Origin of the sequence: Pseudomonas sp. FeS53a, assembly GCF_000931385.1 — a bacterium.
In the GTDB taxonomy this organism is placed as follows: domain Bacteria; phylum Pseudomonadota; class Gammaproteobacteria; order Pseudomonadales; family Pseudomonadaceae; genus Metapseudomonas; species Metapseudomonas otitidis.
On sequence record NZ_JYFT01000036.1, the window covers coordinates 111,922 to 138,592 of the forward strand.

The following is a 26,671-nucleotide window of genomic DNA, read 5'->3' on the forward strand; positions in this document are numbered from 1 at the left end:
ATGCCGAACGTCGTCATCTATTCCAGCGACTGGTGCCCCTACTGCATGCGAGCCAAGCAGCTGCTGCAGAGCAAGGGCGTCCAGTACGAAGAGATCAAGGTGGACGGGAAGCCTGATGTACGCGCCGAGATGACCCGCAAGGCGGGCCGCACCTCGGTGCCCCAGATCTGGATCGGCCCGACCCATGTGGGCGGCTGTGACGACCTCTATGCCCTGGAGCGGGCCGGGAAGCTGGATGCCCTGCTCGAGGCTTGACCCTCCGGTAACGGACGAACAAGAAGGTTCTGCCAAATGACTGAACAAGCAAACGGCGCTTCCCAGGAAGCCGCACCGCAATTCTCCCTGCAGCGCATCTACGTGCGTGACCTGTCCTTCGAGGCCCCCAAGAGCCCCGAGATCTTCCGCCAGGAGTGGTCCCCCAGTGTCGCGCTGGACCTGAACACCCGCCAGAAGAACCTGGACGGCGACTTCTACGAAGTCGTGCTGACCCTGTCCGTGACCGTGAAGAACGGCGAGGAAACCGCCTTCATCGCTGAAGTGCAGCAGGCCGGCATCTTCCTGATCAAGGGCCTGGATGCGGCGTCCATGAGCCATACCCTGGGCGCCTTCTGCCCGAACATCCTGTTCCCCTATGCTCGCGAAACCCTGGACAGCCTGGTGGTGCGCGGCTCCTTCCCGGCGCTGATGCTCTCCCCGGTCAACTTCGATGCCCTGTACGCCCAGGAAATGGCGCGTATCCAGGGTGGCGAAGCCCAGGCCTGAGCCGTTCCGGCTCCATGAAAAAGCGCCCTTCGGGGCGCTTTTTTGTTGGCGGCGACCGGCCCGGGGTCAGTCCAGGCAGAAGCCGTGCTGGCGCCAGGCCTCGTAGACCGCCACGGCGACGCTGTTGGAGAGGTTCAGGCTGCGGCAGCCCGGGCGCATCGGCAGGCGCAGGCGCTGGGATTCGGGCAGTGCGTTGCGCACGTCGTCCGGCAGGCCGCGGCTCTCCGGGCCGAAGAGAAACGCGTCGCCCTTCTCGAAGGCGACATCGTGGAACAGCCGGCTGCCCTTGGTGGTGAAGGCGAACACCCGGGGGTGGCCGAGGCTGGCCAGGCAGCTGTCCAGGTCGGGATGACGCCGCAGGGTGGCGTACTCGTGGTAGTCCAGCCCGGCACGGCGTAGGCGCTTGTCGTCCAGCTCGAAGCCCAGGGGCTCGATCAGGTGCAGGTCGCAGCCCGAGTTGGCACACAGCCTGATAATGTTGCCCGTGTTTGGCGGGATTTCCGGTTGAAAGAGGATGACGTGGAACATGCGTGGCCCCGAGCCCGAAACAGGGCGGCATTCTAGCGCCGAAAAGGACGAGCGTAGGCGTCTGTTGCCGCGCTTCATCGGCTCGCTGGCGATCTTCGGCCTGCTGCTGGGAATGATGATCGGCCGCCTCACCGAGCCCGAGCCCACCCGCCTGGAGCGCATCGAGGTGGCCGAGGGTGGCCTGGTGCTGTGGTTCAACCGCACGCCGCGCCAGACCGCCGAGCACCGTGACGGCGCACTGGCCTTCGTCTTCGAGGCGCGCGCCCAGTCGGCCCAGGGGCGTCTGCAGATGGCAGGGCGACCGGTGAACTGGCGATTGCAGATGACGCCCGCCGGGGCGGTGCTGCACTTCGTGGCCATGCGCCCGTTGAAGGGCGAGTGGCAGGGGGCTTCGGTGGACGGCCAGTGGCGCCTGTCCATCGACCTGCACGAAGGGTAGGGAAAAGAAAAGGGCTCCGGGCCTGCCTGTACCCGAAGCCCCTGAAGGGTGCTCGCCACGGTGCGTGGCTGGAGCGCTACAAGAAAGGGGATTCCCCGGCCTGCCTGTACCAAGGTCCCCGAAAGGGTTTGCCCGTTGCCGCGCCTGGGGCGGCGGCTGCGAGCGGCTTTAAGAAGGGGGATTCCCCGGCCTGCCTGTACCAAGGTCCCCGAAAGGGTTTTGCCCGTTGCCGTGCCTGGGGCGACGGCGGCGAGCGGTTGTAAGAAAGGGGAATCCCCGGCCTGCCTGTACCTGGGCCCCCGAAAGGGTTTGCCGCTGTTCGGTCGCGGAGCGGGGCTCGACGCGGGACCGGGCAGCGGGTGGTGCATGTAAAGAGGGGGCTTCTCGGCCTGCCTGTACCAAGGGCCCCTGAAACTGTATGTACCAGGGCCAATGCAGAGGCTGTGCCAAGTTGTGTTCCGGCGTGGTTCTGTCGGCTGTGGATAACGCTGCAAGCCAGTGGATACGCGGCCTGCAGCCTTACAGGCAGTGCCTTCGCGGAGAGCTGAAAGGGGGGCTGACAGGTAGGCGCTGAGCCCGTGCTTCGGCACAGGGCTGGGGCATCTGATCGAACGGTTGCACAGGTGCGGGGCAGGCGGCTGATGCGTTGAAAGGCCTGCTGCAGAGCGATTGCCAATGAAAAGGCCGCCCGCAGGCGGCCTTGGAGGGCGGGGAGGGGTCAGGCGTCGTCGCCGTCGTCCTCGTCGGCGCCGTCCACTTTCATGCCCAGTTCCTTGATCTTGCGGGTCAGGGTGTTGCGCCCCCAGCCCAGCAGCACGGCGGCGTCGCGGCGGCGGCCGGCGGTGTGCTTCAGGGCGGTCTCGATCATGATCCGCTCGAAGGCGGGCACGGCGGTGTCCAGCAGGCTGGACTGGCCACGGCCCAGGGCCTGGTCGGCCCATTGGCGCAGGGCCTGCTCCCAGTTGGTGACCGGGGCGGCATCCTGAGGCTGGGTGAGCAGTTCCGGCGGCAGGTCGTCGACATGCACCTCGCGGCCCGAGGCCATCACGGTGATCCAGCGGCAGGTGTTCTCCAGCTGGCGCACGTTGCCCGGCCAGGGCAGGTTCTTCAGGTATTCCTCGGTCTCCGGCTTGAGCAGCTTGGGCTCCACGGCCAGTTCCTGCGCCGCGCGGGCGAGGAAGTGGCGGGCCAGGGCGGGGATGTCCTCGCGGCGGTCGGACAGCCGGGGAATGTGGATGCGGATGACGTTGAGGCGGTGGAACAGGTCCTCGCGGAACTTGCCGGCCTGCACCAGGTTTTCCAGGTTCTGGTGGGTGGCGGCGATGATGCGCACGTCCACCTTCACCGGGGTGTGGCCGCCCACGCGGTAGAACTCGCCATCGGCCAGCACCCGCAGCAGGCGGGTCTGGGTGTCGGCGGGCATGTCGCCGATCTCGTCGAGGAACAGGGTGCCGCCGTCGGCCTGCTCGAAGCGGCCACGGCGCTGGTTGGCCGCGCCGGTGAAGGCGCCTTTCTCATGGCCGAACAGTTCGGACTCCATCAGGTCCTTGGGGATCGCCGCCATGTTCAGGGCGATGAAGGGCGAGGCGGCGCGCGGGCTGTGGCGGTGCAGCGCATGGGCCACCAGCTCCTTGCCGGTGCCGGATTCGCCGTTGATCAGCACGGTGATGTTGGAGTGGCTGAGGCGGCCGATGGCGCGGAACACCTCTTGCATCGCCGGCGCTTCGCCGATGATTTCCGGGGTGCGCGGCTGGTTGGCCGGGGCCACCAGGTTCTGCTGTTCCTGGGCGTGCTGGAAGGCGCGCTTGACCAGGGAAACGGCCTCGTCGACGTCGAACGGCTTGGGCAGGTACTCGAAGGCGCCGCCCTGGTAGGAGGCGACTGCGCTGTCCAGGTCGGAATGGGCGGTCATGATGATCACCGGCAGGCGCGGGTGCATCTCGCGGATGCGTGCCAGCAGGTCCAGGCCGCTGGCTCCGGGCATGCGGATATCGGAGATGATCACGTCCGGCTGCTGCCGGGTCAGGCGGCTGAGCACGCTGTCGGCGCTGTCGAAGCTCTGGGTAGTCATGCCTTCCTGCTGCAGGGCCTTTTCCAGCACCCAGCGGATGGAGCGGTCGTCGTCGACGATCCAGACGGTTTCACTTCGGGTCATGAGGATGCGGCTCCTTGTTCCAGCGGCAGGAAGAGCGAGAAGACGGTGTGGCCGGGGTGGCTCTCACACTCGATCAGGCCCTGGTGCTGGCTGATGATGTTCTGGGCGATGGCCAGGCCGAGGCCGGTGCCGTCCGGGCGCCCGCTGACCATGGGGTAGAAGATGGTGTCCTGCAGCTCGGGGGGGATGCCCGGGCCGTTGTCGATGATCTCGACCTTGGCCACCAGGCGATGGCGGGTGTGGCCGATGGTGAACTGGCGCAGGGTGCGGGTGCGCAGGGTGATGCGGCCCAGGCGCAGGTCGTTCTGGCCGGACAGGGCCTGCATGGCGTTGCGCACGATATTGAGCACGGCCTGGATCATCTGTTCCTTGTCGATGAACACGTCCGGGATGCTCGGGTCGTAGTCGCGCACCAGGTTGACGCCGCCCTGGCTCTCGGCTTCCACCAGGCTGCAGACGCGCTCCAGCACCTCGTGGACGTTGGTCATGGCCAGCTGCGGCAGCTTGTTGGAGCCGAGCATGCGGTCCACCAGGTTCCGCAGGCGGTCGGCCTCTTCGATGATGACGTTGGTGTAGTCCTTCAGGCTTTCCTCGGGCAGCTCCCGGGCCAGCAACTGGGCAGCGCCACGGATGCCGCCCAGGGGGTTCTTGATCTCGTGGGCGAGGCCGCGCACCAGCAACTTGGTGGTCTCCTGCTTGGAGAGCTGGGCCTCTTCCTTGGTGATGCGCAGCAGGCGGTCGCGGGGGTGCACTTCCAGCAGCAGCAGGGTGGCGCCCTTGTTGAGGATGGGCGTCACCGCGTAGTCCACCGTGATGGTCTGCCCGGAGAGCGAGGTCAGCATGGCCTCGCGCTTGGTGAAGGGGTGAGCCTGTTCCACGGCCTGGCGCAGGGAAGCCAGGGCCTCGGGGGATTCGGTGAACAGCTCGCTGATGAACTGGCCGTGGCTGCGCTGGCCGCTGACGGCCAGGAGCATTTCCGCCGCCGGGTTCATGTACTCAAGGCGCAGGTCGGCATTGAGCAGGATCACCGCGGTGGTCAGGTTGTCGAGCAGCAGTCGATGCAGGGCGTCGTTGATGGTCATGGGTCGGTCATCTCGGCGATGCGCGGGAAAATGCAAGAAGCAAACCAAGCCCTGAAAAGACGCGCGGAATGCCGCCCACAGCGGTGCCCGGCCACGCGACGGCGCATGCCGGGGCGCAGCGGGCGAACCAAAATGGGGAGAGTATAGAAAGTGGTGCGCCTGCTCGCACCGAAATGGTGCGAGGCGCGATCAGAGGAACGGCAGGATGCCGATGATGCCCTTGTCCGGCTCTTTCGGCTTGTCCTTCAGCGGGCATTCGGGGCGCACGCCCCAGTCGGCTTTCTTGCAGGGTTTCACGCGGCGCTTCTGGTCGAGGGACACGCGCTTCACGTGCACCGGCTGGTTGGGGGTGCGCTCCACCACGCGGCCCTGCGTGTCGATGATCTCCACCGCCAGCTGGTGGGTGCCCCGGTCCAGGTTGCTGAGGGGGAAGACCGGGCTGCGGCCGGGCTCGCCCTGGACGTTGCCGTCGAGCACCAGGCGGTAGTTGTGGCCGTCGCGCAGTACCGGGTCGCTGGTGGCGGTGACGATCAGGCCGCCGTCGCCGGTAACGGTGGCATCAGGCTCGGGGATCAGGATGCGCAGCACCTGGTAGCCCTGTTCGCGGGGGATGGGGGCCGGTGGCGCCACCAGCGGCGCGCCGCGCTGCGGGGTCATGGCGTTGGAGGGGGCCAGTTCGATGCGCTTGGCATTGCCGGGCTTGGGCTGGTCGGTGAAGACGCGGTTTCCCTCCTCGTCGATGTAGGTGTAGACCTGGGCGACGGCGGGCAGGCTGGCGAGAAGCAGGCAGAACAGGAGCGTGCGCATGACTAGGGTTTGGGAGTGGGTTTGGGAATAGGTTTCGGGCGAAGGGCCGGGCTATGGGTATTGACCCGCTGCAGGGTGAAGGTCTGGGCATCGCTCTGCTGCACCACCTTGTCACCCTCCAGCACCTGGACAGCCAGGCTGTGCTCGCCCCGGTCCGCGCTGACCACCTGCAAGCGGGGCACATTGGCTGGCTCGCCGTAAGGTTGACCGTCCATCACCAGGCGCAGGCTGTGGCCAGGCTGCAGGCGTGGCTTGATGCGTACCGGAACGCTGAAGGTGCCGTTATTGGCGCGCAGGGCCTCTTCATCCGGCAATTCAAGGCTCAGTTGTTCGTAGGCGGCATTGGCCTTCTTCTCGGACGTAACCGGTGGCGTGGCAACGGGTTTCTGGGCCTCGACGGTGTTAGTCGGAGGCAGGTCGACCGTTTCCACCTTGCCCCCTTCCGGCGGCTGGTTGGTGAACACGGTATGGCCGTTGGCGTCGGTGTACTTGTAGATCTGCGCGCTGGCGGGCAGGGCGAGCGTCAGCAGCAGGCAGGCGAGCATGGGGCGCATGGCCGGTCTCTCCGGATGGGAATGGCGCTAAGCCTTGCACCGGTAGGCGGTGCTGGCAAGTTCGGGCTGCCGGTGCTGTGCGGTGTCGCCGAAAACCCGGGCCGGGAACGGGGTTGCGGGGACGAAAAAAGGCCTCCCGAAGGAGGCCTCTCGAAACGTGCCGCTGGTGCGGCACGCTGCCTGGGCAGGCGACTGGATCAGACGCTGTAGTACAGGTCGTATTCCAGCGGGTGCACGAAGGTGCGCACCTTGATCTCTTCTTCGCTCTTCAGCTCGATGTAGGCATCGATGAAGTCGTCGGAGAACACGCCGCCCTTGGTCAGGAAGGCACGGCCCTTGTCCAGCTCTTCCAGGGCTTCCTTCAGGCTGCCGCAGACCTGCGGGATCTCTTTCGCCTCTTCCGGCGGCAGGTCGTACAGGTTCTTGTCGGCGGCATCGCCGGGGTGGATCTTGTTCTGGATGCCGTCCAGGCCGGCCATCAGCAGGGCTGCGAAGCACAGGTAGGGGTTGGCAGCCGGGTCCGGGAAGCGCGCTTCGATGCGGCGGGCTTTCGGGCTGTTGACGTACGGGATGCGGATCGAGGCGGAGCGGTTGCGGGCGGAGTAGGCCAGCATGACCGGGGCTTCGAAGCCGGGCACCAGACGCTTGTAGGAGTTGGTGGACGGGTTGGTGAAGCCGTTCAGCGCCTTGCCGTGCTTGATGATGCCGCCGATGAAGTACAGGGCGGTATCGGACAGGCCGGCATAGCCTTCGCCAGCGAAGGTGTTCTTGCCATCCTTGGAGATGGACATGTGAACGTGCATGCCCGAGCCGTTGTCGCCGTACAGGGGCTTCGGCATGAAGGTCACGGTCTTGCCGTAGGCGTCGGCGACGTTGTGCACGCAGTACTTCAGGGTCTGGACTTCGTCAGCCTTGGCAACGAGGGTGTTGAACTTCACACCGATCTCGTTCTGGCCGGCGGTGGCCACTTCGTGGTGGTGAACTTCGACCACCAGGCCCATTTCTTCCAGGGCGTTGCACATGGCGGTACGGATTTCGTGGTCGTGGTCGACCGGCGGTACCGGGAAGTAGCCGCCTTTCACGCCCGGACGGTGGCCCTTGTTGCCGCCTTCGATGTCGGCGTCGGTGTTCCAGGAGGCCTGCTCGGAGAAGATCTTGAACATGGAGCCGGAGATGTCGGACTTGAACTTCACTTCGTCGAAGATGAAGAACTCGGGCTCCGGACCGACGAATACGGTGTCACCGATACCGGTGGACTTCAGGTATTCCTCGGCGCGACGGGCGATGGCGCGCGGGTCGCGGTCGTAGCCTTGCATGGTGCTCGGCTCGATGATGTCGCAGACCAGGATCAGGGTCGGCTCTTCGGTGAAGGGGTCCAGGACGGCGGTGCTGTCATCCGGCAGCAGGATCATGTCGGAGGCTTCGATACCTTTCCAGCCGGCGATGGACGAACCGTCGAACATCTTGCCGTGTTCGAAGAAATCGTCGTCGGCGTCACGGGCCGGCATGGTCACGTGCTGCTGCTTGCCTTTGGTGTCGGTGAAGCGCAGATCAATCCACTTCACGTCGTGTTCTTTAATCAGTTGAAGCGACTTCGACATGTTGTCCTCCAGGTGGATGAGGGCGGCATTCATGCGACCCCCAATAAAGGTGAAGCCGGGGCGGGATAGTCCGCCAGGGCGACCTGCCTCACAAGGGAGCAATTTGCGTGCCAGTGCCCAGGAATGGGCCGGAGCCCCACAGCTCAGGCGGGGCGGGGACTGCGGCCGGTTTGTGCACAGTTTTGCGCACCATAAACGTGCCGGTTTGATGCGTTGTGCACCTTATTGGTGCTCGATTGTGGTGCGTGATTGATTTTGGTCAAAGCTTGAACAATTTCCGCTATAATCCGCGCCCCTCTTTTTCCGTCGCCTTTGCGGGCGCAGTTTTTCCATGAAACTCATCATCAAGGTCTTCCCAGAAATCACCATCAAGAGCCGGCCGGTGCGCAAGCACTTCATCCGCCAGCTCGCGAAGAACATCCGGTCCGTGCTGCGCGACCTCGACCCGGATGTCGAGGTGTCTGGCGTCTGGGACAACCTGGAGCTGGTGACCCAGTGCACCGAGCCCAAGCTGCTGGCCGAGATGATCGAGCGCCTGAGCTGCACGCCGGGCATCACTCATTTCCTGGAAATCAACGAATACCCGCTGGGTGATTTCGACGACGTCTTCGAGAAGTGCAAGCTGCACTACGCCGACCAGCTGCCCGGCAAGATCTTCGCCGTGCGCTGCAAGCGTGCCGGCAAGCACAGCTTCAGCTCCATGGAGCTGGAGCGCCACGTCGGCAGCCGCCTGCGTCGCGAGTGCGGTGCCGCCGGCATCTCGCTGAAGAACCCGGAAGTGGAAGTGCGGATGGAAGTGCGTGACCAGCGCCTGTTCGTCATCCACCACCAGCACGAAGGCCTCGGCGGCTACCCGCTGGGCTCCCTGGAGCAGACCCTGGTGCTGATGTCCGGTGGCTTCGACTCCACCGTCGCCGCCTTCCAGATGATGCGCCGCGGCCTGATGACCCACTTCTGCTTCTTCAACCTCGGCGGCCGTGCCCATGAAGTGGGCGTGATGGAAGTGGCCCACTACCTGTGGGAGAAGTACGGCCGTTCCCAGCGCGTGCTGTTCATCAGCGTGCCCTTCGAGGAAGTGGTCGGCGAGATCCTCGGCAAGGTCGACAACAGCCAGATGGGCGTGGTGCTCAAGCGCATGATGCTGCGCGCCGCCACCCACATGGCGAAGAAGCTGCACATCGACGCCCTGGTGACCGGCGAGGCCATCTCCCAGGTGTCCAGCCAGACCCTGCCCAACCTCTCGGTGATCGACTCGGCCACCGACATGCTGGTACTGCGCCCGCTGATCGCCAGCCACAAGCAGGACATCATCGACACCGCCACCCGCATCGGCACCGCCGAGTTCGCCAAGCACATGCCCGAATACTGCGGCGTGATCTCGGTGAACCCCACCACCCGCGCCAAGCCGGGCCGCATCGAGCACGAGGAAGAGCAGTTCGACATGGCCGTGCTGGAGCGCGCCCTGGAGCGCGCCCGCCTGGTGGCCATCGACCGCGTGATCGACGAGATGGGCCAGGACCTGCAGGTGGAGGAAGTGCGCGAGGCTCTGCCGGGGCAGATCATCCTCGACATCCGCCACCCCGACGCCCAGGAAGACGAGCCGCTGGCGCTGGAAGGCATCGACGTGCAAACGCTGCCCTTCTACGCGATCAACAGCCGCTTCAAGGACCTGGACGCCAACCGCCAGTACCTCCTGTATTGCGACAAGGGCGTCATGAGCCGCCTCCACGCCCACCACCTGCTCAGCGAGGGGCATACGAATGTGCGCGTTTATCGCCCGGCTTAAACAGCCCGGGCTCTACGGCGGCAGCATCCGTCACCGCCCCCCCGACCGGCGGCCGCGCCGAATCGACTGATCTTCATACAGGCCGCCTAGACTCAGCGGCACACCGAATCCCCTGATCGAGATACACCCGTGATCGAAAAACTGCGCAACATCGCCATCATCGCCCACGTCGACCATGGCAAGACCACCCTGGTAGACAAACTGCTGAAGCTCTCCGGCACCCTCGACCGCAAAGAAGCGGAATCCGAGCGCGTGATGGACTCCAACGACCAGGAGAAAGAGCGCGGCATCACCATCCTGGCGAAGAACACCGCCATCAAGTGGAACGGCTACAACATCAACATCGTCGACACCCCCGGCCACGCCGACTTCGGTGGCGAGGTGGAGCGCGTGATGTCCATGGTGGACTCCGTGCTGCTGGTGGTCGACGCCCAGGACGGCCCTATGCCGCAGACCCGCTTCGTGACCCAGAAAGCCTTCAAGGCCGGCCTGCGTCCGATCGTCGTGGTCAACAAGATCGACCGTCCGGGCGCGCGCCCTGACTGGGTCATCGACCAGATCTTCGACCTGTTCGACAACCTCGGCGCCACCGACGAGCAGCTCGACTTCCCGATCGTCTACGCCAGCGCCCTGAACGGCATCGCCGGCCTCGACCACGAGAAGATGGACGACAACATGGACGCCCTGTTCCAGGCGATCATCGACCACGTCCCGGCCCCGGTGGTGGACACCGAAGGCCCGTTCCAGATGCAGATCTCCCAGCTGGACTACAACAGCTTCCTCGGCGTGATCGGCATCGGCCGCATCGCCCGCGGCAAGATCAAGACCAACACCCCGGTGGTGGCCGTCAGCGACGACGGCAGCAAGCGCAACGGCCGCGTCCTGAAGATCATGGGTCACTCCGGCCTGCAGCGCGTCGAAGTCGCCGAAGCCGAAGCCGGTGACATCGTCTGCGTCAGCGGCATGGACGAACTGTTCATCTCCGACACCCTGTGCGACCCGCAGAACGTCGAAGCCCTGCCGCCGCTGACCGTCGACCAGCCCACCGTGAGCATGACCTTCCAGGTCAACGACTCGCCCTTCGCCGGCAAGGAAGGCAAGTTCGTCACCAGCCGCAACATCAAGGACCGTCTGGAGAAGGAACTGCTGCACAACGTCGCCCTGCGCGTCGAAGCGGGCGATTCCGCCGAGAAGTTCAAGGTCTCCGGTCGTGGTGAGCTGCACCTGTCCGTACTGATCGAAACCATGCGCCGTGAAGGCTTCGAGATGGGCGTAGGCCGTCCGGAAGTGGTGATCATCGAGAAGGACGGCGAGAAGCAGGAGCCCTACGAGAACGTCACCATCGACATCGAAGAGCAGCACCAGGGCTCGGTGATGGAGCAGATGGGCCTGCGCAAGGGCGATCTGACCAACATGATCCCCGACGGCAAGGGCCGTGTACGCCTGGAATACACCATCCCGGCACGTGGCCTGATCGGCTTCCGCAACAACTTCCTGACCCTGACCTCGGGCACCGGCATCCTGACCTCGACCTTCAGCCACTACGGCCCGATCAAGGCCGGCGAAGTCACCAACCGTCAGAACGGCGTACTGGTCTCCATGGCCACCGGCACCGCCCTGACCTACTCGCTGGAAACCCTGCAGAGCCGCGGCAAGCTGTTCCTCGCCCCGGGCGATGAGATCTACGAAGGCCAACTGTGCGGCATCAACAGCCGTGACAACGACCTGGTGATCAACCCCACCAAGGGCAAGAAGCTCGACAACATGCGCGCTTCCGGCAAGGACGAAGTCATCGCCCTGGTTCCGCCGATCAAGTTCACCCTGGAACAGGCGCTGGAATTCATCGCCGACGACGAACTGGTGGAAGTGACGCCGAAGTCCATCCGCCTGCGCAAGAAAATGCTGAACGAGAACGACCGCAAGCGCTACGAGCGCAGCAAGGTCTGATCTCCGATCAGTAACTGAAAAGCCCCCGCCGGAGCGATCCGGCGGGGGCTTTTTGTTGAGAGGCACTGCCACCCCTGGCAGTGCCGCTGTTTCATCAGGAGAGACCCATGAAAGTGACTTCGCTGGCTTGCCTGGCAGGCCTGGCCTTGCTGACCCTCGGCTGTGCATCACCGCGCACCCTCGACACCCGCCATCTCACTCGCTTCGACGAGTACCATGCCAACCTCGAGATCGCGGGTCAGCGCTACACGCTGGACGCCTACATCGTGATGTTCCAGAAGCCCTTCTACATCACCGTGGAGCGCGATGACCGCCGCGCAATGACGATCGATGAGGCGGCGCGCGTAGCGGAGGAATACATCAAGCCTCGGGGATGCACCGACTCGCTCGTCCGTCGTGCTGATCTGGACCGCAGCAACGCTGACAAGACCCAATGGATGGTCGGCATCGAGTGCTGATGGCTAGAGCGGGCAGTGGGGGGCGCGTGGAGCCTCTTCTGCCCGTGCGGTTCGAAAAGGGCTAGTGCTCCCACCGCCCCGGCGCATAGGAAAACATCGGCAGCGACCAGCCGAAGCGGATCGCCGACAGTCTCAACAGCAAGCCGACGCTGAAGGAGGCGAGCAGGTTGATGTCCTCGTTCACGCCCTGCTGGCGCAGGCCCAGGTAGAGCAGGGCGACCAGCAGGGAGACACTGGCGTAGAGCTCCTGGCGCAGCACCTGCGGGGTGCGGTTGCAGAGGATGTCGCGGAGGATGCCGCCGAAGATGCCGGTGATGATCCCGGCCATCGCCACCACCGGCAGCGCGTAGTTCAGGCCCAGGGCGACATTGCAGCCGATCACCGTGAAGGCGATCAGGCCCATGGCATCCAGCACTAGGAACAGCTGCCGCAGGTGGTGCATGAAGCGTGACAGCAGCATCGCCGTGAGGCCGGCGCCGATGGTGAGGAAGATGTACTCGGGGTGCTGGGTCCAGCTCACCGGGTAGTGGCCGAGGAGGATGTCGCGGACGGTGCCGCCGCCCAGGGCGGTGAGGAAGGCGATGAGGCTGACGCCGAACAGGTCCATGTTGCGGCGACCGGCAGCGAGGGCGCCGGACATGGCTTCTGCACAGATGGCGATCAGGTAGACAGAGGTAAGCACACAGAACTCCTGCGTTGTGCTGCCCCTCCCCCTGTCCTGTGTACCTGAGAGTTTCTACGGCGCGTGCCGTTTGCCCCTTCGGTGGGCCGCTCGCCGGCGGCCGCTCTCCAGTTGGCGATCATGGAAATCCGCAGTGACTGCTGCCTGAGCGATTATGGGAGTTTGCGCCTTCGGCGGGAGCGCATGGCGCCCCTCTCTCCTGCGGGGCGCGGAGTATATGCGTTGCACCAATGTTGTGCGAGCGGTCAGCTTCCCGGTGTCAGGTGCGGAACACGCCCAGCCCGCTCTTCAGGGCGCGGGCCGTGTCGCCCAGTTCGGCGGCGGAATGGTTGATGGCGTCCACGTCCTGGCGGGTGTGCTCGAAGGCGCTGCGCATGTCCCCCAGGCGGCCGGACATGTCGGCCACCGCGTGCTGGATGTGCTCGCTGCTGGCCAGGGCCTGCTCGACGTTGGCGTTCACCTCGCCCATCTGGCGCACCAGGGTGTCCAGGGCGTCCAGCGCCTCGTCGGCATTGCCGGCCAGGGCACGGGAACGCTCGGCGGTGCTGCCCATGCGCTGGGCGATCTGGCGGATGGCGCCAGTCACCTGGTCGATCACCCGGTGGGCGTCGCTCAACACGCTCTTGGTCTGGCCCGCCAGCTTGCGCACCTCGTCGGCCACCACGGCGAAACCCCGGCCGGCGTCCCCGGCGCGGGCGGCTTCGATGGCGGCGTTGAGGGCCAGCAGGTTGGTCTGTTCGGAGATGCCGGCAATCATCTGCAGCACCTGGCCGATCTGCTCCGCCTCGCGGCTGAGGCCGTCGAGGTCGGTGGCCAGTTCGATGTTGGACGAGGTGCTGCCGTGCACGTCGGCGATCAGCTGCTGCAGCTCCTGATGGGCCCGGCTCAGCTCGCTGCTGGTGCGCTCGAGGTTGCTGCGCACCGCCCCGGCCAGGTTGGAGGATTGCCCGGCGGCCTGCTGGATGGACTGGCCGTGGTGATCCACGTCCGCCAGCTGGTGGGCGGCCTGCTGGATCTGCTGGGTGATGTCGTCGGCGCGGCGGAGGAAGGTTTCCGCCAGCTGCTGGTTGCTGTCGGCCATGCCGAGGGCGCCGGCGAGGGTCTGGCGCAGGTCCTGCAGCAGGCCGGAGAGGCGCGTGCCCATCTGCCCCAGCTCGTCCTCGCTGGTGACGGCCAGCGGGCGGGAAAGGTCGCGGTTCTGGGCGATCTGGTTGAGCTGGCCGGTCAGGCCGCGAATGGCGTGCACCAGCATGCGGGTCACCAGCCAGGACAGCAGCAGGCCGATGCCCAGGGTCACGCTGCCGATCAGCAGCAGGCTGTGCAGGCTGTCGGTGATGGCCTGGTCGAGGCTTGTCAGGGTCACGTCCACGCCGACGACATAGGGCTGGCCGCTGGCAGTGCGCATCGGCAGGAAGATGGAGCGGAAGGTCCCGTAGCTGTCGGTGTATTCGTCGAACTGCGCCTGGCCGCTGCGGGCCGCCTGGATCACCGCCGGGCTGGCGTCCTTGTACTCCTCCAGGTGCTTGGCGTAGCTGTCGCTGGCGATCTCGTCACCGCTGGCACCGTCGGAGAGGTAGAAGACCCGGCCGCTGCCGTCGACCATCAGGGTGTAGGCGAACTTCAGGCCCACCTCGCCGGCGTACTCGCCCAGGTTGCGCACCTGCTGCAGGTACTCGCCCTCGCGCAGGCCGTCGGCGGTGCGCGTGCGTTCCAGGTAGTCGTTGCCCAGCAGGCGCGGCACGGCATGGGCGGCGGCGCGCAGGCGGTTGTCCATCTGCTCGCGGATGTCCAGCGACTTCACGTACTGCGCGTAGCTGATGAAGGTGGCGATGCTGATCAGGTTGACCAGGGTGATGGCCAGCAGAATCTTGGTCTGCAGGCTGACAGAACGCAGCGACGGCATGAGGTCAGTTCCATCCGAGAGGGGAGTCCGGCCGTCGTTGCGACGGCCTACATTTTGTTTCGGAATACTCTGACAGAACTTGAGTGGCAAGTGGCCAGGTCGTGCCTGGGATTTCGAAGATTTTCCTCGCTCCCTGGCCGTACTTTTGTGTGACGCAGGCCCTTCGCCAAACGGTCGGTGCCGGTAAAATGGCCACTCGCCATCACTGGGGTGGCGGCATGTGCGCAATGGGTTGAGCAATAAGGGTGAGGGGCCAGTGATCGGTGCCTTGCCACGGAGAAGCAAGCCAGTGACTGGCCTGACGGTAGTGATTCTCGCCGCGGAGAGCGGCGTAAAACGTGAGCGCTGGACCCGGGAGTCCGCGCCCAAGCAGTTGATCGAGGTGCGTGGCGAGACCCTCCTGGGTCGCACCCTGAGGATGTTGGAGGCCCGTGGCGTGCAGCGCCCCTGGCTGCTGACCGCGGACGAGACCCTCGCCCGCCTGCCGGTACGGGCCTGGTGCCCGGTGCGGCGCGACACCAAAGCCCACAGCCTGCTGTCGATCCGCCCGCTGTGGCAGCGCGGTGACCTGCTGGTGCTCTACAGCGATGTGTATTACTCCGAGGCGGCCTTCGAGGCGATCTTCGCCGGCGCGGGTACCCGCTTCTTCGGGCGCGACGGCCGCAGTGCCTACACCTTCAAGAACTACGGCGAACTGTTCGCCCTGCGCATCGCCGCGGCGGACCGGCCCCGGGCGCGCAAGGCCCTGGAGGCGACCGTGGACTTCCACCGGCGTACCGGCAATCAGAGCTTCTGGACCTTCTACCGGCTGATGGCTGGGTTGCCCCTGGAGGACATGAAGGCCATCGAGCGGGATTGCTTCGTGGACATCCACGATGAGACCGACGACATCGACTTCGTCGAAGAGGTGCCGCAACTGCTGGCGGCCATCGACAAGCCGCTGAGCTGGCGGGTGCGTCATCTGCTGCGGCGCCTCAGCCTGCTGAACAAGAAGCGCCGGGATCGCAAGCGGCTCGCCCTCGCCGGGGCGGGCAGTGCGCAGCCATCTGCCTAGGCGGGTGGTGCTTGTTCAGCCTGAGAAGACGCATGACCCCGGCAGGTTGACCTGCCGGGGTCATGCTTCAGGCCGGGATTACAACGCTGTCTTGCAACTCACGCCCACGGCCTTGAACGCGGCGATCACGTCCGCCGTCGACCGGCTGCGGTTCTGTGCCGAGCGAATCACGCCGCAGGCCCCCTGGTCGTAGGTGCTGGTCTCGGTCCAGTAGAAGCGGTTGGCGTCGACGAACACTTCGAAGGCCTTGCGGGTGTTCCAGCCGGTGGACTGGGCCAGCAGGTAGAAGGCCCGGTTGTACACCCCGCTGGCGTGGTGCACGTCGATGCCGTCGTAGTAGTCGCTGGCGTTGTCGATGGAGCTGCCGTCACGGCTCGGCTGGTCCATGTAGCGCAGTGAGCCGGTGCCCTTGAAGATCTCGGCGCCCACCTTCCAGTCGTTCTGGCCCTTCATGTAGTACTCGGCGGCCTCGCCGGCCATGTCCGAGAAGGCCTCGTTCATGCCGCCCGACTGCCCCTCGTAGACCAGGCCGGAGTTCAGCTCGGTGAAGCCGTGGCTGACCTCGTGGGCCGACACGTCGAGGGAAACCAGCGGGTAGAAACGGTTCTTGCCGTCGCCGAAGGTCATCGCCTGGCCGTCCCAGAACGCGTTCTCGTAGCCGTTGCCGTAGTGGACCTTCATGTACAGCTTCTTCTCGTTCAGCGGGCGCAGGCCGCCGAACCAGTTGCCGTACATCTGGAACACCACGTTGCCGAAGTAGTGGGCGTCGTTGAGGGGCGAGTAGGCGCCGTTGGTCAGCTTGTACTCGTTGTACGGGCAGGCGAAGCGGAAGGGCTTGGTGCTGGTGTTGCTGGTGCTGTTGCCGAGGTTCACGGTGATCACGTCGCCGCTGTTCATTTCGCAGCGGTCATTGACGATCAGCGGGCCGTACTGGGTGCCGTACAGGTAGCGGCCGGTCTTGGTGTTGCCGCCCGGGCCGGTGGCTTCGGCGTGGGCCAGGCCCTCCCAGCGGCGCAGCACCTCGCCGGTGTTGGCCTCGATCATCACGTGGGGCCGCGACGGCTCCGGCCCGCCGACGAAGAACGAGACCACATAGGCCAGCTGGGCCTGCTTCTGCTCGTTCAGGCGCACCACCAGTTCGCTCTGCTCGTTGCTCACCGGCTGGCTGGTGTTCACCAGGCTGCGGGCCTGCTGCAGGGCCTGCTCGGCGCTGAGGGTCGGGGTGGCGTCGCGCGCCAGGTCCTGCTCGATGCCGGCCACCAGTCGCCCGGCGCGCCGGGGCTGGCTGCCGGTGGCGGCCTCGGTGATGGCCTCGCCCCAGACGCGGACGCCCTTGTAGTACTGCTGGTAGCGGGTGACCTGCGTGCCGCTGGGCAGGCGGGTGCTCGATTCCTTGACCAGGTCATCGTCCGCCACGCCGAGGGCGGCGCGGATGTCGCCACCGGCCAGGCCGGAGCGCGGGGTGGGGAGGGTGGATACGTCGATCAGTTCCGCCGCGAATCCCATCGCGGGGGTGGCCAGGGCAGCCACGATCAACGAGTGCTGGAACAGTTTCCTTTGCATGGCGTGGTTCTCCTTTTTTGTTGGGAAACGGAGGGTGACTCCGTGTTGCTCCGGCGGCCTTGTGGGGGTGAGAGCGGAGCGAGACACCGCGCTGGCCCGGTGGGTGGCCCGGGCCAGGGCGATGAGCGCTTAGATATAGACGGGTGATTTCGAATATCAAAGATGTTCGAAGATAATTTATTGATATCGAGTCAATTCAAAGAACTTAAGTCCTGCTTAAATCCTAGTGCGACAAGGGTTCCGCTGGGATGACCCAAATTGGTGCAGTCAGGGGAGGCGACGAAAGGACGTGCAGCGAAGGGCGGGAGGTCGCCTGGAGCGTTATAGCCGGCTTCGACTTCTTGTGCGATGCCGTTGGTCAAGTCGGCATTTTCGCCATGGCGTCCGTTAACCATGTCAGTTATATGGCAGTTTGATGTTATTCGGATTCGTGCCCCCTGTAGGACTTCACTTTGACGAAGTTTTCACAGCGCCTTGGGCACAGTCCTTTCGGATAGCGCCGACCCTGTCGGTACCCGAAGCTCGAACTGGGGAGTGTGTATGTCGCAAGCACAGGTTGCAGGGAAGCATGGAAAGGTCGACTGGGCCGGTATCGGCCGGTTGTTCCTGTACTTCTGGCTGTTCTCCGGTCTGACCCAGACCCTGATCCTCGCCACCGGCACCAGCGGTTTCACCGGCTTCCGCCAGGCCTTCCTGCTGAGCGGCCTGTGGCTGATCCCGGTGCTGCTGTTCCCCGCCCGTACCCGACTGATCGCCGGGGTCATCGGCGTGGTCCTGTGGCTCGCCTCCCTGCCGGCGTTCTTCTACTTCCTGGTGTACGGCCAGGAGTTCTCCCAGAGCGTCATCTTCATCATGTTCGAGTCCAACACGGCCGAGGCCAGCGAGTACCTGACCCAGTACCTCGCCTGGTGGATCCCGCTGGTGCTGTTGGCCTACGCCGGCGTGGCCTGGCTGCTGTGGCGCGGCTTGCGACCCATCTACCTGCCCCGGCGCACCGCCTGGGTGACCAGCCTGGTTCTGGGCATCGCCCTGCTGGGCTACCCGGTGACCCGGCAGGTGATGGTGAACGCCAACATGGATGAGGCCATGGACGCCATCGACAAGCGCCTGGAACCGGCCGTGCCCTGGCAGCTGGCCGTGGGCTATCGCCAGTACCGCCAGCAGTTGTCGAACATGCAGGACCTGCTGGAAGGCAACCGCGCCGTCGCCACCCTGCCGGGCCTGAAGGACAGCCTCGGCAACGCGCCGGCCACCCTGGTGCTGGTCATCGGCGAGTCCACCAACCGCCAGCGCATGAGCCTGTACGGCTACCCCCGCGCCACCACGCCCAACCTCGACCGCCTGCGCAGCGAGCTGCAGGTGTTCGACAACGTCGTCACTCCGCGCCCCTACACCATCGAGGCGCTGCAGCAGGTACTGACCTTCGCCGACGAGCAGCACCCCGACGCCTACCTGTCCACGCCTTCCATCGTCAACGTGATGAAGCAGGCCGGCTACAAGACCTACTGGATCACCAACCAGCAGACCCTGACCAAGCGCAACACCATGCTCACCACCTTCTCCAAGCAGGCGGACGAGCAGTTCTACCTGAACAACAACCGCAACCAGAACGCCCGTCAGTACGACGACGACGTCTTCGAGCCGTTCTCCAAGGTCCTGGCCGAGGACGCCCCGCGCAAGTTCATCGTGGTGCACCTGCTGGGTACCCACATGAGCTACCAGTACCGCTATCCGGAAGAGTTCGAGCGCTTCACCGACCGCCAGGGCGTGCCGCCGAACGTCACCGACGACCAGCTGCCCACCTACAACAGCTACGACAACGCCGTGCTGTTCAACGACCACGTGGTTTCCACCCTGATCGAGCGCTTCAAGGCCACCGACCCCAACGGCTTCCTGCTCTACCTGTCCGACCACGGTGAGGCGGTGTTCGACCCCGAGCACCCCACGGTGCTGGGTCGCAACGAGGCGGCGCCCACCTCGCCCATGTACACCATCCCCTTCATGGTCTGGAGCAGCCCGAAGTGGAAGCGTGACCACCCGCAGCAAGTGGCCGGCGTCGAGTCGCGTCCGTTGAGCAGCAGTGCGCTGATCTACACCTGGGCGGACCTGGCGGGCCTGCGCTTCGACACCTTCGACCCCAGTCGCAGCGTGGTGAACGCCGCGTTCAAGGAGCGCCCGCGGCTGATCGGCAACCCGGACCAGCCCAAGTCGCTGATCGACTTCAGTCTGATCAAGCCAAAGCCCAAGGCGCCCGCCCCGGTGGAGGTGGCCCGTGAGGGCGATGAGGTGCCGCTCAAGAGCGGCCCGCCCAGCACTCGGGGCTGACCCCCAGCGGCCCGCGTCGGATGACGCGGGCCGTTTCGTTTCACCCCCTCGTCCGATCGCGCCGCTCTTCCATGAGCGGTGAGGGCGTCTTTTTTGTCGGTTTTTTCCATCCTGTGCATGGAATGGGGCAGGGCGCTGTTGCATCATGCCGCCCCAGCGTTCCACCGCCCCAACCGACGAAGGATTCCCCCATGGCCGGAGCCAGCCTGCTCACCCTGATCGACGACATCGCCAGCGTGCTCGACGACGTTTCCCTCATGACCAAGGTCGCCGCGAAGAAGACCGCCGGCGTGCTGGGGGACGACCTCGCCCTCAACGCCCAGCAGGTTTCCGGCGTACAGGCCGAGCGTGAGTTGCCGGTGGTGTGGGCCGTGGCCAAGGGCTCGGCGGTGAACAAGGCCATCCTGGTGCCGGCCGCGTTGCTGATCAGCGCCGTCGCCCCCTGGCTGGTGACCCCGCTGCTGATGGTGGGCGGCGCCTACCTGTGCTTCGAAGGCTTCGAGAAGCTCGCCCACAAGTGGCTGCACAGCGCCGAAGACGACGAGAAGGCCCATGCCGAACACGTCGACGCCCTGGCCAAGAGCGACGTCGACCTGGTGACTTTCGAGAAAGAGAAGATCAAGGGGGCCATCCGCACCGACTTCATCCTCTCGGCCGAAATCATCGCCATCACCCTCGGCACCGTCAGCGAGTCCAGCTTCGCCGTGCAGGTCGCGGTACTGGTGGGTATCGCCGCGATCATGACCGCCGGTGTCTACGGCCTGGTGGCCGGCATCGTCAAACTCGACGACCTGGGTTTCTACCTGGTGCGCAAGGCCAGCGCGACGGCCCAGGCCATCGGTCGCGGCATCCTGCGGGCCGCGCCGTACATGATGAAGGCGCTCTCGGTGATCGGTACGGCCGCGATGTTCCTGGTCGGTGGCGGCATCCTCACCCACGGCATTCCCGCCACCCATGAGCCGATCCACCACCTGGCCGAGGCCGCCGGTGCCGTTGGCGTGGCCGTCCCGATGCTGATCAATGGCGTGGTCGGCATCCTCGCCGGCGCCGTGGTGCTGATGGGCGTGAGCCTGGTGAAGAAGGTGCTGGGCAAGGGCTGACCTTCAGCCGTCGCGCGTTCCCGGGCGGAAGCCCGGGCTGCAGGAGCCCCGCCTGGGGCGAGGGCGATCAGGCCTCGATCGGCTTGAAGGCGCAGTAGCCGGGGCGGGGGCCGATCTTCGGGTGGTTGCGGCAGGTTTCCGGGCGCTTGTCGTAGATGGTGCACAGGCGCGTCTTGCGGTTGAGGAAGTAGCAGTCGTTGTTGCTCATCCGCGTCAGGGTGAAGAGCCCGGTCTTCTGGTTGAAGCGCTCCACCACCCCGTCCTTCATCAGCCGCTTGGCGATGTTCTTCAGCGGCTCGCCGCGCTCGAATTCGTCCACCAGCTCCATGCGGATCAGGTCGCTCAGGCGGGCTTCCACCGGCATGGTGCAGCAGCTGGAAGCGCATGCGTGGCACATGCTTTTCTCGTAGCGGATCCAGGTTTCGGTGCGATCGAGATCGGCGCCGACGATCAGCAGGGTCTTCATGTCAGGGCAGGGTCAGGGCTTGGAGGGGCGCGCATCATAGCGGGATTGGCCAATTTGTGAACAGCGCGCCGCCGACCGGCGCATGACGGCCCGAATTTCCGTGAAATTGCTGTGTCTGTGAGGCAACCGGCATTCGTCTGTAGGGAGCGGCACCTTGCGCCGAATATACTGGCGCATCGCCGCAAGGCCCGGCCTCGATGCCGGCACGGCGACTTTCTCACTCTCGGGAAGACAGCGCATGCAATGGATTTTCATGCTGGTCGGCTTGGCCATGGGGGCGGCGGCTGGTGAATCGATCACCGGCGCCTTGCTGGGGGGGCTGATGGGCCTCGGCCTGGGGCAGGCGATCCGCCTGCAGGGCCTGGGGCAGGAAAATGCCCGCCTGCAGAAGGAACTCCGCGAATTCTCCACCCGCTTCGAAAAGGGCACCGAAGCCCTGTTCCAGCGCCTGCTGGAGGTGGAAAAACGCACCGCCGAGCGGCCGGCCCGCGCCCCGGCGGCCGACGCGCCGCCCACCCCGCCGGTGGAAACGCCCGCCGCCGTGCCTCAGCCCGAGGTCACCGCCCGGCCCGGGCCGCAGCCTGAAGAGACCGAGCTGGTCTGGGAACTGCCGGCCGACGTGGCGCCGCCCGTGGCCGCGCAGGTCGCCGCCGAGGGGCCTGCCGCGCCCGAAGCGCCGCTGGACTGGACCCTCGAGCCCCTCCCCGAACCCGTTGCCGCCGCCGAAGCGGCGCCTCAGCAACCGGAACAACCTGCACCACGCCCCATCGTCCGGAATGCCCCGGCGCCCCGCAGCGAGCCGGGTTATCGCCACGAGCCCTCGCTGTTCGAGCGTGGGTTTGCTGCGGCCAAGGCCTGGCTGTTCGGCGGCAACACCGTGCTGCGCATCGGTGTGCTGCTGCTGTTCCTCGGCCTGGCCTTCCTGCTGCGCTACGCCACCGAAGGCATGGTGGTGCCGATCCAGGTGCGCTACGCCGGCGTGGCGGCGGCCGCCATCGCCCTGCTGGGGCTCGGCTGGTGGCTGCGCCGCCGCAACCCGTCCTATGCCTTGATGTTGCAGGGCGCGGGGATCGCGGTGCTGTACCTGACGGTGTTCGCGGCCATGCGCCTGCACCCGCTGCTGGACCCGAAGGCCGCGCTGGTGCTGCTGGTGGTGGTCACGCTGTGCTCGGCCGTGCTCGCGGTACTGCAGGACGCCCTCGGCCTGGCCGCTGCTGCGGCGCTGGGCGGTTTCGCCGCGCCGATCCTCACCTCTACCGGTAGCGGCAACCATGTGGCGCTGTTCTCCTACTTCGCCCTGCTCAATGCCGGCATCTTCGCCATCGCCTGGTTCAAGGCCTGGCGCCTGCTCAACCTGATCGGCTTCGTCGGCACCTTCGGCATCGGCATGGCCTGGGGCATGCGCTCCTACACGCCGGAGCTGTTCGCCAGCACCGAGCCCTTCCTGGTGCTGTTCTTCCTGATGTACGTGGCCATCGGCCTGCTGTTCGCCCGTCGGCGCCTGCGCGAGGCGGCCAACGCACCGACGGAGCGCGACGCGCTGTTGAACTGGTCGGTCCGCCAGGGCGACTACCTCGACGCCACCGTGCTGTTCGGCCCGCCGCTGGTGGGCTTCGGCCTGCAGTACGCGATGATCCGCCACCTGGAATTCGGTGCCGCCTTCAGCGCCCTGGCCCTCGGCCTGTTCTACATGGTGCTGGCGCGCCTGGTGGCCGGGCGCACCGCCGGCCGCGCGCTGCTGCTGGTGGAAACCTGCCTGGCCCTGGGCGTGGTGTTCGGCACCCTGGCCATCCCGCTGGGGCTGGACGCCCGCTGGACCTCCGCCGCCTGGGCGGTGGAAGGGGCCGGCATCTTCTGGCTCGGCCTGCGCCAGGGTCGCCCGCTGGCCCGCGCCTTCGCCCTGGCCCTGCAGGCCGGCGCGGCACTGGCCTTCATCAGCGGCCTGGAGCTAGGCGAAGACAGCGTACTGGAAGGCTCGCCCCTGGGCGCCCTGATGCTGGGCATGGCCGGCCTGTTCAGCTACTGGCAGCTGCGCATCACCCCGGCGGACCGCCTGCGCAGCCACGAGCCCGGCCTGCAGCCGGTGCTGGCGGCCTGTGGCCTGGGCTTCCTCTACCTGATCGCGCCGCTGTGCTGGTACGTCGAAGGCACCGCCATCGCCTGGGCGCTGGCCGGCCTGGCCACGCTGTTCGCCGGCCTGCGCCTGCGCTCGCGCACCTTCCTCTTCGCCGCTTTCGTGGTGCAGTTGCTGGGTGGGGCGGTGTTCCTGCTGGGCGTCAACCGCTACAGCCTGGGCGACGGCAGCACGCTGGGCTGGCGCAGCCTGATCACCGCCTCGCTGATCGGCCTGGCGCTGATCGGCGGCATGCTGGTGGCCGCGCGGGACGAGATGGTGCGCGACGACGCGCGCCTGCTGCGCGGCATGTCCGTGGTGCTGTTGGCGGGCCTGGTGTTCATCAACCTGGCGGTGCTGTTCGTCCTGCCGTGGCGCTCGGCCGCCGCCGTCTGGGGCGGCAGCGGCCTGCTGATCATCTGGCTCAGCCTGCACCTGCAACTGCGTGCCAGCTTCGTCTTCGGCCTGGGGCTGCAGGCCGTGGCCGGCATCACCTTCCTGGCGGTCAGCCCGCTGCTGCTGGGTGAGCTGAGCAGCGAGGGGCTGCGCCCGCTGGCCCATGCCGGCTTCTGGACGCCGGCCGTGCTGGCCCTGGCGGCGCTGGTGGGGGCCTGGCGCCTGCACCGCGAGCACCGCCGCGAAGACCCGCGCCTGCCGGGCGTCAGCCTCGGCCACCTGGCCCAGCTGCTGCTGGTGTGGAGTGCCGGCTGGTGGGCCCTGGCGGGGCTGTCGGAGATCATCCGCTTCGCCGAGCCGGCACTGCGCGTGCCCCTGGCGCTGGTGCTGGCGGCCCTGAGCGTGGCGGCCTGGTCGCAACTGGCGCGTCGTGAGCGCTGGGAAGGCCTGGCGCTGCTCTGCCTGCTGCTGGTGCCGGCGGCGCTGGTGGCCCTGCTCGGTGCCTGGACGCCGCGCTACCACCCGGCGGCCGACTTCGGCTGGCTGGGCTGGGGGCTGGTGTTCGCGGTCCACCTGCTGGTGCTCAAGCGCCTGCATGACCTGCTGCCGGAGGGCGCGCGCAGTGCCGCCCACGTGCTCGGCTGCTGGTTGATCCTCGGTGTGCTGGCGCTGGAGCTGCGCTACCTGCTCCTGCTGCTCTCCGAGCACTACAACGCCTGGCGCTGGCTGGGCTGGGCGCTGCTGCCGAGCCTCTACCTGCTGGCGATGACCCGCCTGCCGCGCCTGCCCTGGCCGGTGTCCGCGCACCCGCGCGAGTACCGCCTGTGGGCCGCGCTGCCGCTGACGCTGATGATGCTCGGCTGGTTCTGGGTGGCCAACGCCTGGAGCGACGGCAGCGCCGATCCGCTGCCCTACCTGCCTCTGGTCAACCCGCTGGAGCTGGGCCTGCTGTTCGCCCTGCTGGGGGTCAGCCTGTGGCTGCGCGACTACCTGCCCGAGTTCGGCCTGGGCGAAGACGTGGAGCGCTGGCTGCCCCAGGTGGTGGTGGGTGCCTCGCTGTTCGCCCTGGCCACGGCCGTGGTGTTCCGCACCGCCCACCACTGGGGCGGCGTGCCCTTCACCCTGCAGGCCCAGCTGGATTCCATGCTGGTGCAGGCGGGGCTGTCCCTGGTCTGGACCACCATCGCCCTCGGCCTGATGGTCGGCGGCCACCGCCGCGTGCACCGCGAGCTGTGGCTGGTGGGCGCGGCGCTGATCGGCGTGGTGGTGGCCAAGCTGTTCTTCGTCGAGCTGGGCAACCGGGGCGGCCTGGAACGCATCATTTCCTTCATCGGCGTCGGCGTGCTGCTGCTGGTCGTCGGTTACTTCGCGCCCTTGCCGCCCAAGCGGGGCGCCGCTGAAACGGAGCAGGTCAGTACATGAGTCGTCTAACCCTGTTGCTGGGCGCCTGCCTGGCAGTGGCCAGCCCGGCATTCGCCGCCGAGAAACTCGCCGACTACACCGCCCAGGTGCCGCTCAAGGTGGAGGGGCAAGGCCCCTGGTACCGCCTGGAGCTGCCCATGGCCCTACAACTGGCGGCAGCCCATGGCGACCTGCGTGACCTGCGGGTGTTCAACGCAGAGGGCGAGCCGCTGGCCTACTCGCTGACCCGCAGCGAAGGCAGCACCGCCCGCACCGAGCAGGCCCTGGACCTCAAGTGGTTCCCCCTGCGTGGCCCGGCCAATGTGGACAGCGCGCCCCGCGTGCGGGTGGAGCGCAGCACCACCGGCACCCTGGTGGAAGTGGTGCCGGAGGAGCCCGCCGCACCGGGCGAGCGCCTGCGCGGCTGGCTGCTGGACGCCAGCGCCGCCCAGGGCCCGCTGGAGCGCCTGGTGCTGGACTGGACGACGGGCGAAGAGGGCTTCCAGCGCTTCTCCATCGAGGCCAGCGACGACCTGCAGGACTGGCGTCCCTGGGGCACCGGCCAACTGGCCCGGCTGAGCTTCGGCGGGGATCGCATCGACCAGCGTGAAGTGGCGCTGCCGGGCCAGCCCGCCCGCTACCTGCGCCTGTTGTGGCTGGACGCCGAGGCTCCGGTGCTGTCCGCTGCGCGGGTCACCACGGCCAGCCGCGAGAGCCGCCCGGCGCCGATGGTCTGGTCCGATCCGCTGCCGGCGCGCAGCGAAGGGGAGGGCGAGTACCGCTGGGACCTGCCGCTGCCCATCGCCGCCGAGCGCCTGCGTTTCGCCCTGGAGCAGCCCAACACCCTGGCACCGGTCCAGCTGCAATCGCGCAACGACCCGGCCGGCCAGTGGCGGCCGCTCACTTCGGGCCTGCTCTACCGCCTGCCGGGGGAGGGCAAGGAGAACGTCCATGACGAGCTGATCCTCTCCGGCTGGGACCGCATCCAGCAGGTGCGCCTGAAAGTGGACCTGCGTGCCGGCGGCTTCGGCACCCAGGGCCCGGCGCTGCGGGTGGGCATGCGCGCCACCGAGGTGGTGTTCCTCGCGCGGGGCACCGGCCCCTTCGTGCTGGCCGTCGGACGCCCGGCGGCCACGTCCTCGGCGCTGCCGCTGGGCACCCTGGTGCCCGGCCTGCGGAACGACTCGCTGGCGAAGATGGGCCAGGCGCGGATCGAGGGCGACCTGCGCGTCACCCAGGCCGTGGCGGAGGAGAAGGCCGCTGTCCAGGCCGAGCAGACCGACTGGAAGCGCTTCGGCCTGTGGGCCGTCCTGCTGCTGGGCGTGGGGCTGCTGGTGATGATGGCGGTCAGCCTGCTGCGCACCCAGAACAAGGGCGCATAAGCGGCGTTATTGCCACCATCTGTCACATGAATGGTGGCTTTTTGCTGTATCTTTGCCCGGTCGCGCGGCATGGGCCGCGCCTCCCTTCCAGACAGGTTCCGACGCCGTGAAACGCGCTTCCTCCCCGCTGCCCCATGCCCTTGTACGGCGTGCCGGGGCCGCTCGCC

At 66.7% G+C, this 26,671-nt stretch carries 21 protein-coding genes and 2 riboswitches; of the genes, 11 read left to right on the plus strand and 10 right to left on the minus strand.

Annotated features, from left to right (window positions below):
• Both grxC and secB read left to right on the plus strand, forming a co-directional pair.
• The gene (gene grxC / locus SZ55_RS10825; RefSeq protein ID WP_044405413.1) at positions 1-255 is read left to right on the plus strand and encodes a glutaredoxin 3; all 255 of its coding nucleotides are present in this window, start codon (positions 1-3) and stop codon (positions 253-255) included.
• 36 nt (positions 256-291) lie between these two features.
• Positions 292-762 (plus strand): protein-export chaperone SecB, encoded by a 471-nt coding sequence (secB, locus tag SZ55_RS10830; RefSeq protein WP_044405414.1) that lies wholly within the window; start codon positions 292-294, stop codon positions 760-762.
• A gap of 66 nt (positions 763-828) precedes the next feature.
• On the opposite strand, the gene SZ55_RS10835 is transcribed toward secB, so the two are convergent.
• On the minus strand, positions 829-1,290 hold the full coding sequence (locus tag SZ55_RS10835) for a tRNA (cytidine(34)-2'-O)-methyltransferase (RefSeq protein WP_044405415.1): 462 nt from the start codon (positions 1,288-1,290) through the stop codon (positions 829-831).
• Between the two features lie 64 nt (positions 1,291-1,354).
• Here SZ55_RS10835 and SZ55_RS10840 point away from each other — a divergent pair, with 64 nt between their 5' ends.
• The gene (locus tag SZ55_RS10840; RefSeq protein ID WP_236692407.1) at positions 1,355-1,729 is read left to right on the plus strand and encodes a hypothetical protein; all 375 of its coding nucleotides are present in this window, start codon (positions 1,355-1,357) and stop codon (positions 1,727-1,729) included.
• A 718-nt stretch (positions 1,730-2,447) separates the two neighbouring features.
• Here SZ55_RS10840 and ntrC read toward each other — a convergent pair.
• The 5 genes from ntrC to glnA all read right to left on the minus strand — a co-directional run bounded on the left by ntrC (position 2,448) and on the right by glnA (position 7,928).
• Complete coding sequence (gene ntrC, locus SZ55_RS10845) at positions 2,448-3,884, minus strand: nitrogen regulation protein NR(I) (RefSeq protein WP_044405418.1); 1,437 nt, start codon at positions 3,882-3,884, stop codon at positions 2,448-2,450.
• A complete protein-coding gene (glnL, locus tag SZ55_RS10850; RefSeq protein WP_044405420.1) occupies positions 3,881-4,966 on the minus strand; it encodes a nitrogen regulation protein NR(II) in 1,086 nt (361 codons plus the stop codon). The genes ntrC and glnL overlap by 4 nt, the downstream gene beginning before the upstream one ends.
• A 189-nt stretch (positions 4,967-5,155) precedes the next feature.
• The gene (locus SZ55_RS10855) at positions 5,156-5,773 is read right to left on the minus strand and encodes a DUF4124 domain-containing protein (protein WP_044405422.1); all 618 of its coding nucleotides are present in this window, start codon (positions 5,771-5,773) and stop codon (positions 5,156-5,158) included.
• Between the two features lie 2 nt (positions 5,774-5,775).
• Positions 5,776-6,327: a DUF4124 domain-containing protein gene (locus SZ55_RS10860; RefSeq protein WP_044405424.1), complete on the minus strand. Its 552-nt coding sequence runs from the start codon at positions 6,325-6,327 to the stop codon at positions 5,776-5,778.
• A 197-nt stretch (positions 6,328-6,524) separates the two neighbouring features.
• A complete protein-coding gene (gene glnA / locus SZ55_RS10865) occupies positions 6,525-7,928 on the minus strand; it encodes a glutamate--ammonia ligase (protein WP_044405511.1) in 1,404 nt (467 codons plus the stop codon).
• Between the two features lie 331 nt (positions 7,929-8,259).
• Between glnA and thiI the strand changes: the two genes are divergently transcribed.
• The 3 genes from thiI (at position 8,260) to SZ55_RS10880 (ending at position 12,119) form a co-directional block, all read left to right on the plus strand.
• Positions 8,260-9,714 carry a tRNA uracil 4-sulfurtransferase ThiI gene (gene thiI, locus SZ55_RS10870; protein ID WP_044405426.1) on the plus strand — a complete coding sequence of 485 codons (1,455 nt, stop codon included), beginning with the start codon at positions 8,260-8,262 and terminating at the stop codon, positions 9,712-9,714.
• Between the two features lie 129 nt (positions 9,715-9,843).
• Positions 9,844-11,661, plus strand: a complete 1,818-nt coding sequence (gene typA / locus SZ55_RS10875) for a translational GTPase TypA (protein WP_044405428.1) — start codon at positions 9,844-9,846, stop codon at positions 11,659-11,661.
• A gap of 107 nt (positions 11,662-11,768) precedes the next feature.
• Positions 11,769-12,119, plus strand: coding sequence for a hypothetical protein (locus SZ55_RS10880; protein ID WP_044405430.1), 351 nt, complete (start codon positions 11,769-11,771; stop codon positions 12,117-12,119).
• Positions 12,120-12,180: 61 nt separating this feature from the next.
• Here the strand turns inward: SZ55_RS10880 and SZ55_RS10885 are convergent, their stop codons facing one another.
• Together SZ55_RS10885 and SZ55_RS10890 are read right to left on the minus strand one after the other, a co-directional pair.
• Positions 12,181-12,801 (minus strand): trimeric intracellular cation channel family protein, encoded by a 621-nt coding sequence (locus SZ55_RS10885; protein WP_044405432.1) that lies wholly within the window; start codon positions 12,799-12,801, stop codon positions 12,181-12,183.
• 21 nt (positions 12,802-12,822) lie between these two features.
• Positions 12,823-12,922, minus strand: a riboswitch (glycine riboswitch).
• Positions 12,923-13,013: riboswitch (glycine riboswitch) on the minus strand.
• 47 nt (positions 13,014-13,060) lie between these two features.
• On the minus strand, positions 13,061-14,704 hold the full coding sequence (locus tag SZ55_RS10890; RefSeq protein ID WP_044405434.1) for a methyl-accepting chemotaxis protein: 1,644 nt from the start codon (positions 14,702-14,704) through the stop codon (positions 13,061-13,063).
• A 289-nt stretch (positions 14,705-14,993) separates the two neighbouring features.
• Here SZ55_RS10890 and SZ55_RS10895 point away from each other — a divergent pair, with 289 nt between their 5' ends.
• Positions 14,994-15,758 carry a hypothetical protein gene (locus SZ55_RS10895; protein ID WP_152644470.1) on the plus strand — a complete coding sequence of 255 codons (765 nt, stop codon included), beginning with the start codon at positions 14,994-14,996 and terminating at the stop codon, positions 15,756-15,758.
• Positions 15,759-15,836: 78 nt separating this feature from the next.
• On the opposite strand, the gene SZ55_RS10900 is transcribed toward SZ55_RS10895, so the two are convergent.
• The gene (locus SZ55_RS10900) at positions 15,837-17,321 is read right to left on the minus strand and encodes a M4 family metallopeptidase (protein ID WP_044405438.1); all 1,485 of its coding nucleotides are present in this window, start codon (positions 17,319-17,321) and stop codon (positions 15,837-15,839) included.
• Positions 17,322-17,861: 540 nt separating this feature from the next.
• Here SZ55_RS10900 and cptA point away from each other — a divergent pair.
• Entirely contained in the window at positions 17,862-19,646 is a 1,785-nt protein-coding gene (gene cptA, locus SZ55_RS10905) for a phosphoethanolamine transferase CptA (RefSeq protein WP_044405439.1), read from the plus strand.
• Between the two features lie 191 nt (positions 19,647-19,837).
• Positions 19,838-20,746, plus strand: coding sequence for a DUF808 domain-containing protein (locus SZ55_RS10910; RefSeq protein WP_044405440.1), 909 nt, complete (start codon positions 19,838-19,840; stop codon positions 20,744-20,746).
• Between the two features lie 67 nt (positions 20,747-20,813).
• On the opposite strand, the gene SZ55_RS10915 is transcribed toward SZ55_RS10910, so the two are convergent.
• A complete protein-coding gene (locus SZ55_RS10915; RefSeq protein WP_044405442.1) occupies positions 20,814-21,212 on the minus strand; it encodes a YkgJ family cysteine cluster protein in 399 nt (132 codons plus the stop codon).
• Positions 21,213-21,450: 238 nt separating this feature from the next.
• Between SZ55_RS10915 and SZ55_RS10920 the strand changes: the two genes are divergently transcribed.
• Complete coding sequence (locus tag SZ55_RS10920) at positions 21,451-25,143, plus strand: DUF2339 domain-containing protein (protein WP_044405444.1); 3,693 nt, start codon at positions 21,451-21,453, stop codon at positions 25,141-25,143.
• Positions 25,140-26,504: a DUF3999 domain-containing protein gene (locus SZ55_RS10925; RefSeq protein WP_044405446.1), complete on the plus strand. Its 1,365-nt coding sequence runs from the start codon at positions 25,140-25,142 to the stop codon at positions 26,502-26,504. The genes SZ55_RS10920 and SZ55_RS10925 overlap by 4 nt, the downstream gene beginning before the upstream one ends.
• Positions 26,505-26,671 lie beyond the last annotated feature (167 nt).